We start from the raw sequence: 12,101 nt of genomic DNA, 5'->3' as shown, positions 1-12,101 counted from the left end.
TGTTTTCCTGCGTTGTTATCGAATGAGTTTTGTTATCGAATGAGTTCCGCGACTTCTGTCGGGATAGCTTGCGGGTTGATGATTTTAATCTGTTTGTGTCGGCCAAGTTCACCTTTTTCGATAACGACCAGGCTTTTGGCAACCCGGAATTGCTTTGCGAGGAATTTAGTCAGATGGGCGTTAGCCTGCCCATCAACGGGTGGGGCGGTGATGGCGACTTTAAGTTCGTCACCATGTAACCCGATGATCTGATCGCGGCTGGCCTTCGGTTGGATATACAACCGAATGATCAGATCATCGTTGTGGCGAGTTACAGCACTCACAACAAGAACCAATATTCCGGAAACAGATCCATACCCAGATAGTTGAACAGATACAGAATCAAAATGACGACCATGGCCGAGAAATCGATGCCGCCCATTGCCGGGATAATGCGGCGAATCGGTGCCATAAAAGGCTCTGTCATCTGGTGCAGCAAATATTCAATAGGGCTACGTCCCTGACTAATCCAACTCATCAGAGAGCGGATGATCACCACCCAGAAAACCAGATAGCCAGCCGATTTAACCAGAGAAATCAGCCCAACGACCAGATTCATTGGACTGAGCGATAGCGCTCCAGACTGAATAAGTAGCATTAACGGGAATTTAATGGTGGTCAGAATAAAAGCGAGTAGTAATGATGCACTGTCGATCGGCCCTAACGAAGGCAGAATGCGACGCAGAGGTCCGACGATCGGTTGTGTTATTTTTACCACGAACTGCGATAAAGGATTATAGAAATCGCTGCGCGACCACTGCATCCAAATACGCAACAGCAATACCATCACATAGAGGTCGACCAGCGTTTTGACCAGAAAAGTCAGGGTAAGCATAAATACGTCAGTTCCTTATAAAATGAGTAAACAGCGAAATAGCACGTTGTGTTAAAAAAGTTTTTCCATTTCTTGCGCGCGGTTGACGGCCGCCTGCATGGCATCGGAAATCGTTTGGGTCAGCTCGCGTTCATTAAATACCCGCAACGCGGCTGCTGTGGTGCCCCCTTTAGATGTGACATTCTCCCGTAGCGTTGATAGCGGCGTATCGGGGTTCGCTTCCACTAATGCGGCGGCACCGGAGGCAGACTGCTGTACCAACAGGCGAGCGGTCTCTTGATCAAACCCCTGACGAATCGCTTCCTGCTGCATGGCTTCCATGAACAGGAAAAAATAGGCTGGTGCGCTACCTGCGGCAGCAATAACGCCGTTAATGTCGGATTCGTTTGCAACCCAGCATACTTTCCCCACGCTTTTCATCAGATCGGCGGTAAATGCCTTATCGGATTCACTGACGTTTGCAGGCGCATACAAACCGCTCATGCCTTTTCCCACCAGCGATGGGGTATTAGGCATGATGCGAACGATATTGAGTCGCTCGTTCAATAAGGTATGAAAACGCGCGATACTCACGCCAGCGGCAATCGACAATACCAGTTTGCCGGTGAAATCCACCTGTTGTTCCAAAGGCGCACAAACGGTTGCCATCATCTGTGGCTTAACGGCCAACACAATAACATCGGCGTCTTGTGCGCGGTTTACATTATCGGCGCTGCTGATGACACCGTATTTTGCCGCCAATGCATCGCGATTCTTTTCGGAAGGCGCGCATACGCTAATCTGGTGAGCAGGATAGCCCCCCTCAATTAATCCGGCGATAATGGCCTGCGCCATATTACCGGCACCGATAAACGCTATTTTACGCTGCTGCATGTCAATTCTCGCTGTTGCCAAACGCCGTCGTGTACACCGCGTTGGATGGATTGTGTTAATCGTGTTAAACGTTATTGCCTATCAGGTGGTTGGGTAATCACGCGCACCAAAAATGGCGGTACCGATCCTGACGAGCGTACTACCAGCCGTAATGGCGGCTTTCATGTCATCCGTCATCCCCATCGATAAGGTATCAATATGAGGATAGTGCAAGGCTAACTGCTGGAATAGGTCGGCCATTTGCCGAAAAACAGCCAACTGACGTTCATAATCCGTTTCTGGCGCAGGAATGGCCATCAGGCCCCGGAGGCGCAGGTTCGGCAATGCTGCCACGCTGGCAGATAACGTCGCCAATTCATCGATCATAATGCCGGATTTGCTGGGCTCATTGCTGATATTGATTTGTAATAGCACATTCAGCGGTGGCAGTGTCGTCGGACGTTGTTCGCTCAGTCTCTGGGCGATACGCAGACGATCCACCGTATGAAACCAGTCAAAATTTTCGGCAACCAGGCGGCTCTTATTCGACTGTAGCGGGCCGATAAAGTGCCATTCTAACGATGTGTCTGGCTGACTTTCCCGAAAATAACGGATTTTGTCTACGCCTTCCTGAACATAATTTTCACCAAATGCCCGCTGTCCGGCGCGAATGGCTTCTTCGATCGCCGTCACAGGTTTGGTTTTACTGACGGCAAGCAACATCACATCTTCTGGCGCCCGTGCGCATTGCTGTGCGGCCGTTGAGATCTGCTGCCGGATGTCCTGTAGATTTTGCTGGATAGTGGTCATAGTCGTTCAGGAGGCTTATTTATGGATATAGATGAATGGGTAGCGCTTAGTGTAAAACATAATGCATCGGATCTGCACCTGTGTAGCGGGCATCCGCCCGTATTGCGCATCGATGGTCGGCTACAGCCTGAAAATACCTTACCACGTTTAGGGACTGACCAACTGGAACAATGGTGTGCAACCTGGTTAGCGTCAACACAGCGCCAGCGATTGCAGCAGTCAGGGCAGGTTGATGGTGCCTTAACACTGGCCTGTGGGCAACGTTTGCGAGTGAATGTTTTTCGCCAGCGCCACGGGCTTTCCATTGCGCTCCGGTTGATTCCCTCGTCTCACCTTTCACTGCATGCGTTGCGAGCGCCGACGATCCTCTCTCATTTGCTGGAATGCCAGGATGGTTTGATTCTTGTCACGGGGGCTACGGGGAGTGGTAAATCCACTACGCTGGCAGCCCTGATTGCGGCCCTTAACGAAAAACAGGCTCGGCACGTTATTACACTGGAAGATCCGATCGAGTTTATTCATTCCAGCCAGAAATGCCTGATCCAACAACGCGAAATTGGTCAACACAGTACGTCGTTTTCATTGGCCCTTCGTGCCGCATTGCGCGAAGACCCTGATGTAATTTTGTTGGGGGAGCTACGGGATACTGAAACTATCCGGTTAGCGCTGACAGCGGCCGAAACGGGTCATTTGGTTCTTGCCACTTTGCATACGCGAAGTGCGGCACAAGCGGTTGATCGATTGATCGATGTGTTCCCCGGGGAGGAGAAAACGTTTGTCCGCAGCCAACTAGCGGCCTGTTTACAAGCCGTGGTCGCTCAGAAACTGGTGCCGATGCCGCAGGGCGGGCGTGTTGCTCTGTTTGATATTCTGACGGCGACCTCTGCGGTCAGTAATCTGATTCGTGAAGGGAAAAGTCATCAGCTTCCCAGCCTGATCCAAACGGGGGCGCAGTCTGGGATGCAAACATTTGAGCAAAGCTATCAACAGCGCCAGCGAGAAGGGCTATTGTCCTAGCGACCACAATTCAGGGTATCGCGCCGATTATGTCCGCTATTTGACGCAATTACGGCCTTGTCGCTTGGCGACATAGAGTTTTTCATCTGCTAGCCGAATCCAGTCATCGACGGAGGCAAGACCAGGCTGCCAGAGTGCAACGCCGACGCTGATAGTGAATTTCAATAATTGGCGGTCATATAACAGCGTGTGTTGTTCTATCAACTGGCGAATACGTTCTATCGCGGCGAAGGCTTCATGGGCAGAGACATCCTTGAGGAGCATAATGAACTCTTCACCACCGATGCGGGCCACGATATCCTCTTTGCGTAAAGACATATGCATCAACAGGGCGAGTTCTTTGAGTACGGCATCACCGGCAAGATGACCATGCGCATCGTTGATTTTTTTGAAGAAATCAATGTCGATGACGGCCAGGCAACTTTTAGTGATATCTTCCCCTGGCTTCTGGTGATGAAAATAGGTATTGGCCTGTTCAAAGAAACTGCCACGGTTGGGGAGGCCGGTGAGAAAATCGTGTCCGGCGTTGAAACGCAACCTCTCTTCTATTTGCCTGCGTTCATCCTCAAGTGAACGGGCATGAATAATAATTCCCAGCGTTTTCACCAGTGGTGCCAGCAGTTCAATGACATCCTGATCGTAACCGTTTTGGCGGTTCGCCAGCGCAATCATGCCGATGGCTTTGCCATCATGCGTAATGGGAATACCAAGGAAAGCAAACAAGTGTGGGTGGCCGGGAGGAAATCCCTTGCTGGCATGATGGCTTGGTAAGTCGTTAGTGCACACAATCGTATTGTGTGTGACAACATGGCCGAACAGGTTATCAAGTTTAGAAAAGATCAATCCACCGTTGGTTTTGCGCTGCTGGTTATACCATTCTCGCGTTGTATCGTCCCAGGAAAGGTTTGATATCGATGGGATGTAAAGAGACTGGCCTTCCTGATTTTCCTGTACGATGGCAATAAACCCAAACTGGCTACTTGTTACGTTAAGCAGGCGTTGGAAGACCTTGTCGCAGGCTGATGACAGGTTGTGATCGAGTAGAAAACTATCATGAACGGTGAGCAGAATATCGAGAATTGCCCCTTGTTGTTTGGCCTTTTTCTCCGTCTGAACGTTTTGCGTAATATTATGGGCATACTTAATAATTTTGCGCACTTCACCTTCGCTATCGACGACTGGGCTATAGGTTGCCTGTATCCAAAACGGTTTATTATTTTTTCCCAGCCGATGAAAGCGGCCGCTGACAGACTGTCCTTGTCGTAATTTTGTCCAAAATGCTTGATATTCAGGGGAAAGAATATCGTCTCTGGTGCACAGTACTTGATGATGTTGCCCGAGGATCTCCTGCTTTTTATAACCCGTCAGAGTAAGGTAATTATTGTTAGCGCGAATAATATATCCGTGCTTATCAAATTCAATGACCCCTTGTGAGCTTTCTATCGCGTCTAATTTCGCCCGATTTTCTGAGGTATGCTGTTTTTCCTGAGTAATATCCAATGCCAGTTTAATCACACCAATATGACATCCCCTATCGTCAATGATTGGTGTATAGGCAGCATGAATCCAGATAATGTCATTCTGTTTTGTTTTTCGTTTAAATTCGCCCGAACTAATACTACCGTTAATAATGTTGACCCAAAATCGATCATGATCCTGACGCTGTTCTTCTAGTAAGAACAACTCGTGGGGCTGCATAAGTACTTCTGATTTATGGTATCCCATCATGTCGCAAAATCGTGAGTTGACTTCAATCACCCTGCCTGTCAGATCAAATTCAGCGATAGCATAAGCATTGTTGAGTGCATACAGTTTGGCTTGGCTGTCAAATTTAGTAATCAAATCAACATCAACTAATTGACTATTCATATTTATGTTTACCTATATACTTCCAGGAATATTTATTTAATAGGCTGCTATTAATTTCGTTAATACCTATACCCGTCATACTTCAAGTTGCATGTGCGTTGGCTGCGTTCAGTCACCCGAATCACTTACTCAAGTAAGCTCATCGGGATTCCTTCGCTTGCCGCCTTCCTGAAACTTGAATTATTTTGGGTATATACCCCTAAAACTACGGTGACATGTGCCAGCTTCCTGCCATTTGAATGGATTAGCATGTATGTGTACCTGTCATATTCCAGGTGCAGGTGTAGTCGTTAGCCTACGGTTATCCTGCAACCCGAGTTATTTATGGTAGGTATAGCTTCGGATACCGATTAATGAACATTGGGTAGCCGTGGCTAATCTGCATTTTTATTTGGTTATATTTTTCAGTTTGTTATTTTAAAAATCTGAATAGATCCATTCTGTTGTTGGTGCGGCACGACACGTATTCCTGGTGGGAACATAAATGACAATAGGAAATAAGCGATCTAATTATGAGAAAGTATAATGCATGAATTTTTTTTTGTGGGTTTAACGCATTTTTCGTACAACGACCGCAATATTTCTAATCACTATCGCGCTACCACCTTTACGTCTCGCGGTCTCGACTGGGGATAATTTGATCTGATGTTAAACGAGAGAAGGGCAGGCACCGGGGAGTGACCCAAATGCCTGTTGGATATTTACGCGGAGTAACTCAACTGTTCTTGTGCGCGGCGCATAATGATCTTGCCGTGGCGAATCGATAGCATTGCTTTTGCCTGGCGACATAGCGCGTCATAGTCGTTTTCGGCGTCCAGAATCACCAAATTGGCTGGACGACCAACGGCGATACCGTATCGTTCTCCCAGATTCATGGCTTTGGCGCTGTTATCGGTTACGAAATCCAGGCAACGTTGCAGATCCTCATAGCCCATCATATGGCAGATATGCAGACCAGCATCCAGTATGCGCAGGATGTTGCCATTGCCAATCGGATACCACGGATCCCTGATTGAGTCCTGTCCGAAACAGACATTCATGCCAGCTCGGTCAAGCTCGGCTACGCGAGTGAGCCCACGACGTTTGGGGAAGCTATCAAAGCGCCCTTGCAGATGGATGCTCTCCGTCGGACAGGAAACAAAATTAATCCCGGACATTTTGAGTAAACGGAAAAGCTTGTAACAGTAAGCGTTGTCATAGGAACCCATTGCTACCGTATGGCTGGCGGTGACTAAGTGCCCCATCTGGCGGACGCGTGCTTCTTCTGCCAATACTTCCAGAAAACGCGATTGCGCATCGTCGGTTTCATCACAATGTACGTCAACCAGACAACCGGTACGCTCGGCTAAATCCATCAGGAATTTGATAGAACTGACACCCTGGTCGCGCGTATTTTCGAAATGGGGAATGCCGCCCACCACATCAGCCCCCATTTCAATTGCTTGCTCCATCAATTGCCGGCCATTGTTAAAGGATTCAATTCCTTCTTGCGGAAAGGCGACGATTTGCAGATCGATCAGGTCGCGAGCTTCATGTTTTACTTCCAGCATGGCTTTCAGTGCAGCAAGACTGGCATCGGTCACATCGATATGCGTGCGGACATGCTGAATACCGTGATCGCGCAGCATACCAATCGTGGTGTGCGCCCGCTGCTTGGTATCGTCGTGGGTGATGGTGGCTTTGCGCTGGCCCCAGCGTTCGATCCCTTCAAATAGCGTACCGCTCATATTCCATTCTGGATCACCCGCGGTAAGGGTCGCGTCCAAATGGATGTGTGGTTCAACCAGAGGAGGGATGACCAACCGACGATTGGCGTCGATCACATCGTCATTTTCCCCAACGTGTAAGACGGCTTGCTGAGCATCGATGGATGCGATCAGCCCGTTCTCTATATTAATAGTGAAAAGACCATGTTGCCGACGAAGGCCGGCATTAATAATTTTCATAAAAACTCCTGCGGTCAGGCTCATTACTTACTCACCCTGCACAACCATGTCAGGACGGGTACGCTTGGCGACTTCATAGAACACAATATAGCTGGCGGCCGAGGCGGCGATCCCTACCAGTGGGGCGATCCACGGGGAAAAGTAGGCTAATAGCGCACCAATAGCATAAGCACTCAGGCCGATCATATTAAAACGTGGCAGCGTTGTCTGTTTAATCGCCGGGTATTTACCGCGGTAGCGAAACCAGTAATCAGCCATAATAACGCCGCCGATGGGGGGAATAATTGAACCCAACAAGATAAGAAATGGGATCAGCATTTCATACATGCCGCCAATAGCCAGTACGATCCCGGCTACGGCACCGATCAGCGTTAAGGTTCGACGACGTTCGCTGCGCAGCAGGTGACAGGCGGCGGCAGACACGTTGTAAATAGTCGGTCCCTGTATTGTCCACAAATTAAGGCACAGCATGATGACTGCCGCCATTGATAGGCCCTGTAGCATCATTACGGCGACAATGTCGGCTTGTTTATAGACAATCGCGCAGTAGGCACCGGAAATGATCATCAAGCCATTACCACCGAGGAAGCTGAGAAAGCTGGCCGAAACGGCGATACGGCCATTGCGGGCAAGACGCGTCCAGTTTGTTGCCTGCGTCGCGCCACTGGCAAAGGTGCCGAATACCATAGTAATGGCGGCGGAGAAGGTCATGGTTTGCGAAGGTTCGATGGCTTTTAACCCTGTCCATCCACCGATATCATGAGTCGCGATCCACATTGAAACAATCAGTAGAACGAACATCAACGGAACGGAAACGCGTGACAGCACGTCCAATCCTTTGTATCCCACCAGTGCGGTAATGGAAAAACCCAGGCCAAACAAAATCATCAGCGGGATAGTGATACTGTCAGACAAGTCCAGCAGTTTAACCAGCGAGATTGCCAGCGTCGCGGTTCCCCATGCATACCAACCCAACTCGGCAAACCCCAGTAAAAAGTCGGAGAGCTTGCTGCCTATTTCACCGAAACAAAAACGCCCCATTAGCACCGAGTTCAAGCCACTGCGTGCGGCGATCAGTGATAGCGATGCGGCGTAGATGGCTAGTAATAGGTTGCCAATAACCGCAACCCACAGCATATCGACAATGTTAAAAGCGACGCCGATTTTGCCACCGGCGAACATGGTGCCGGTGAAAAAGGTAAAACTGAATAACACCATTGAAATAGACAGTAGTCCCTTGCGCCCCTCTTTGGGAGCTTCACTGAGCGGAAACTCGCTTTTTTCTGACATTGTGGCTTTCCTCTGGAATGGAATAAATGCGTGTTGCGGAAACACATGACGGCTTAAAAAAGACAAACAGGTCCGTAATAGCAATAAATGTGCCTGTTTTTACAGAGGAAAAAATGGATGAAATTAGGGTGTAGCGTTTGTGTCTCTGGATCTTGTGCACCATGATCGTGCTTTGTTATGGTGCATTGCACCAAAATGGATCGGTCTGTCATCGTGGTCGTGCGAAGATTGAATCATGATATATCCGTCATACTTCACGTTGCCCGTGCGTGTGTGATTGCCTTTCCTGCCGTCTTTCTGTCATTCGGTATACCGCATTAGATCGGGAGTTTTAACGCTAAATAATTAGCCGTAGTGTTTGAGGCTGGTTTATTATCTGCGGGTAAAGTCTGATTTTGCTTTTTCAGTTTGTTTCAGGCAAGTTGTCGATCGGCATCTTGCATCTATTTTTATGGGGCGACATCGGGTCGCTAGTCAATGATACCCAGAGGTATCCGAGGTTTATGTGCAGTTAACAAGTTTCACGGATTATGGCTTGCGGGCGTTGATCTATATGGCGTCTTTACCCAGCGGAAAAATGACCAGCATTTCTGAGGTAACAGAGGTGTATGGCGTATCGCGTAATCATATGGTCAAAATTATCAATCAACTTAGTCGTGCGGGTTTTGTGATGGCCGTGCGTGGGAAGAATGGCGGGATCCGATTAGGGAAACCGGCCGAATCGATCCGGATTGGTGATGTAGTCCGTGAGCTGGAGCCCCTGTCGTTGGTTAATTGCAGTAGCGAGTTCTGCCATATCACACCGGCTTGTCGGCTTAAGCAGGTACTTCAACAGGCTGTGCAGCACTTTTTGCAGGAACTCGATCAGTACACGCTGGCTGATATGGTCAAAGAAAACCCGCCGCTTTACCAGTTATTGTTGGTTGAATGAGTGTCGTTCAGCCTCCTGCTGATGACAATGGAGGAACCACAATGTCACAAGATCCATTCCTGGAACGAGAAGCAGAAAAATACGAATCCCCTATTCCGAGTCGTGAATTTATTCTGGCGCATATTGCCAAACGAGATACGCCGATTAACCGTGAGGAGCTCGCCTCCGATCTGCAACTGACAAGTGAAGAACAGCTTGAAGCGTTACGCCGCCGCCTGCGCGCGATGGAACGTGACGGACAACTCGTGTTTACGCGTCGTCAATGCTATGCGTTACCAGAAAAACTGGATCTGCTACGCGGTACGGTTATCGGTCACCGCGACGGTTTCGGTTTCCTACGCGTTGAAGGACGTAAAGACGACCTCTATTTGTCCGCAGAGGAAATGAAACGAGCGATTCATGGCGATGTTGTTTTAGCACAACCACTGGCTGCCGATCGCAAAGGCCGTTGTGAAGGCCGTATTGTTCGGGTTCTTGAACCGCGCACCGGGCAAATCGTTGGGCGCTATTTTGTGGATGCTGGCGTTGGTTTTGTCGTGCCGGACGATAGCCGTCTGAGTTTCGATATTCTGATTCCTAAAGAAAACATCAACGGTGCCCGTATGGGCTTTGTCGTGGTGGTTGAACTGACTCAGCGAGCAACCAGAAGAACGAAAGCGATCGGGAAAATTGTCGAAATCCTGGGCGATAACATGGGAACCGGGCTGGCGGTAGATATCGCGTTGCGCACCCACGAAATCCCTCACAGTTGGCCTTCTCAGGTGGAAAATCAGGTTAAAGATCTTTCTGAGGATGTGCCTGAAGACGCGAAAAAAGACCGGGTGGATTTACGTAAGCTGCCATTGGTGACAATCGATGGCGAGGATGCGCGTGATTTTGACGATGCGGTTTATTGCGAGAAAAAACGCGGTGGCGGCTGGCGGCTGTGGGTGGCGATTGCCGATGTGAGTTATTACGTGCGCCCGAATACGCCTTTGGATCATGAAGCACGTGCGCGTGGAACCTCGGTTTATTTCCCATCGCAGGTTGTTCCGATGTTGCCGGAAGTGTTGTCGAATGGGCTTTGTTCGCTTAACCCGCAGGTGGATCGCCTGTGTATGGTTTGCGAGATGACGGTATCGGCGCAAGGCAAATTGACATCGTATAAATTTTACGAAGCGGTCATGAGTTCACACGCTCGTCTGACCTACACCAAGGTGTGGAATATTCTGCAAGGGGATGCGGAACTACGCGAGCACTATAAGCCGTTGGTGGGTGGGCTGGAAGAACTGCATAACATGTATAAAACGCTGGAGCATGCGCGCGAAGTTCGTGGCGGCATCGCGTTTGAAACCGAAGAAGCGAAGTTTATTTTCAACGCGGAACGCCGTATCGAACGTGTTGAGTCTGTTGTGCGGAACGATGCGCATAAACTGATCGAAGAATGCATGATTCTGGCGAACATCTCTGCGGCGAAATTTGTCGAGAAAAATGAAGAGCCTGCACTGTTCCGCGTTCACGACCAGCCAAGTGAAGACCATGTTCTGGCGTTACGTAGCGTATTGGGCGAATTGGGATTGACGCTAAAAGGTGGGATGAAGCCACAGCCGAAGGATTATGCGGAACTTATGGTGGAAGTCGCCGATCGTCCCGATCATGAAATGCTGCAAACGATGCTGCTGCGTTCGATGAAACAGGCCGTTTACGATCCTGAAAATCGCGGGCACTTTGGTTTGGCGTTAACGTCCTATGGACATTTTACGTCACCGATCCGACGCTATCCTGATCTGTCCCTGCACCGCGCAATCAAATATTTGCTGAGTGCTCGCAAGGAACGCTGGACGCCAACCGGCGGCTGGCACAGTGATATGAATGAGATGCTGCAATTGGGCATGCACTGTTCAATGACTGAACGCCGGGCCGATGAAGCAACTCGAGATGTGGCAGACTGGTTGAAGTGTGACTTTATGCAGGATCACGTCGGCGAAGTTTTCACTGGTATCATTTCCAGCGTGACCGGATTTGGTTTCTTTGTTCGTCTGACCGATTTATTTATTGATGGGCTGGTACATGTTTCCACATTGGATAATGACTACTATCGCTACGATAATATTGGTCAACGTTTGATCGGTGAGTCACGGGGCCAGGTGTATCGTCTGGGTGACGAAGTGGAGATCCGTGTTGAGGCGGTGCATATGGATGAGCGCAATATCGATTTTGCTCTCGTGTCCAGTACGCGCAAACCTCGTGGAGAAGGGAAGACCGCACGCGATCGGGCGAAAAAGCCGGATACCCGTGATGCTAAACCGAACCGCCGTCGTCGCAATGCTGCTAAGCCTGCCGCGAATTTTGAACCAGATTCAGCTTTCCGCAAAGAAGGCGATCGTAAGGCTAAGCCTGTAAAAGCGAAGTCGAAAAAGAGCGGTGCGGATAAAGCGAAAAAAAATGCTGAAAAAACGCGTAAGATTGCGGCAGCAACCAAAGCTAAACGCGCGAAGAAGAAATCTGCTGAATAAGGTTTGTGCTCCCGCTT

Annotated in this window: 10 protein-coding genes; 3 read left to right on the top strand and 7 right to left on the bottom strand. The window is 49.3% G+C overall.

Features of this window, described 5'->3' with window-relative positions; genetic code table 11:
* Window positions 1-32 precede the first annotated feature (32 nt).
* From yggU to ACKPVM_RS06740, 4 genes are all read right to left on the bottom strand, one after another.
* Window positions 33-323, bottom strand: coding sequence for a DUF167 family protein YggU (gene yggU, locus ACKPVM_RS06755; RefSeq protein ID WP_409308009.1), 291 nt, complete (start codon window positions 321-323; stop codon window positions 33-35).
* The gene (locus ACKPVM_RS06750) at window positions 320-874 is read right to left on the bottom strand and encodes a YggT family protein (RefSeq protein WP_409308007.1); all 555 of its coding nucleotides are present in this window, start codon (window positions 872-874) and stop codon (window positions 320-322) included. The genes yggU and ACKPVM_RS06750 overlap by 4 nt, the downstream gene beginning before the upstream one ends.
* A gap of 51 nt (window positions 875-925) precedes the next feature.
* Window positions 926-1,747 carry a pyrroline-5-carboxylate reductase gene (gene proC / locus ACKPVM_RS06745; protein WP_409308006.1) on the bottom strand — a complete coding sequence of 274 codons (822 nt, stop codon included), beginning with the start codon at window positions 1,745-1,747 and terminating at the stop codon, window positions 926-928.
* A gap of 81 nt (window positions 1,748-1,828) precedes the next feature.
* Window positions 1,829-2,536 carry a YggS family pyridoxal phosphate-dependent enzyme gene (locus tag ACKPVM_RS06740; RefSeq protein WP_409308004.1) on the bottom strand — a complete coding sequence of 236 codons (708 nt, stop codon included), beginning with the start codon at window positions 2,534-2,536 and terminating at the stop codon, window positions 1,829-1,831.
* A 21-nt stretch (window positions 2,537-2,557) separates the two neighbouring features.
* On the opposite strand from ACKPVM_RS06740, the gene ACKPVM_RS06735 reads away from it, so the two are divergent.
* Window positions 2,558-3,553, top strand: a complete 996-nt coding sequence (locus ACKPVM_RS06735; RefSeq protein WP_409308002.1) for a type IV pilus twitching motility protein PilT — start codon at window positions 2,558-2,560, stop codon at window positions 3,551-3,553.
* 36 nt (window positions 3,554-3,589) lie between these two features.
* Here ACKPVM_RS06735 and ACKPVM_RS06730 read toward each other — a convergent pair whose 3' ends face one another.
* From ACKPVM_RS06730 to codB, 3 genes are all read right to left on the bottom strand, one after another.
* Window positions 3,590-5,422, bottom strand: coding sequence for a sensor domain-containing diguanylate cyclase (locus ACKPVM_RS06730; RefSeq protein WP_409308000.1), 1,833 nt, complete (start codon window positions 5,420-5,422; stop codon window positions 3,590-3,592).
* Window positions 5,423-6,123: 701 nt separating this feature from the next.
* Window positions 6,124-7,368, bottom strand: coding sequence for a cytosine deaminase (codA, locus tag ACKPVM_RS06725; protein WP_409307998.1), 1,245 nt, complete (start codon window positions 7,366-7,368; stop codon window positions 6,124-6,126).
* 27 nt (window positions 7,369-7,395) lie between these two features.
* On the bottom strand, window positions 7,396-8,658 hold the full coding sequence (gene codB / locus ACKPVM_RS06720) for a cytosine permease (RefSeq protein WP_409307996.1): 1,263 nt from the start codon (window positions 8,656-8,658) through the stop codon (window positions 7,396-7,398).
* Window positions 8,659-9,163: 505 nt separating this feature from the next.
* On the opposite strand from codB, the gene nsrR reads away from it, so the two are divergent.
* Together nsrR and rnr are read left to right on the top strand one after the other, a co-directional pair.
* Window positions 9,164-9,589: a nitric oxide-sensing transcriptional repressor NsrR gene (gene nsrR, locus ACKPVM_RS06715; protein WP_409307994.1), complete on the top strand. Its 426-nt coding sequence runs from the start codon at window positions 9,164-9,166 to the stop codon at window positions 9,587-9,589.
* 41 nt (window positions 9,590-9,630) lie between these two features.
* On the top strand, window positions 9,631-12,084 hold the full coding sequence (gene rnr / locus ACKPVM_RS06710; RefSeq protein WP_409307993.1) for a ribonuclease R: 2,454 nt from the start codon (window positions 9,631-9,633) through the stop codon (window positions 12,082-12,084).
* Window positions 12,085-12,101 lie beyond the last annotated feature (17 nt).

Source organism: Pectobacterium hainanensis (assembly GCF_046237015.1).
Taxonomy (GTDB): domain Bacteria; phylum Pseudomonadota; class Gammaproteobacteria; order Enterobacterales; family Enterobacteriaceae; genus JBJYIN01.
The sequence above is the reverse complement of the archived record's forward strand: the minus strand, read 5'-3'. Positions and strand labels throughout refer to the sequence as shown.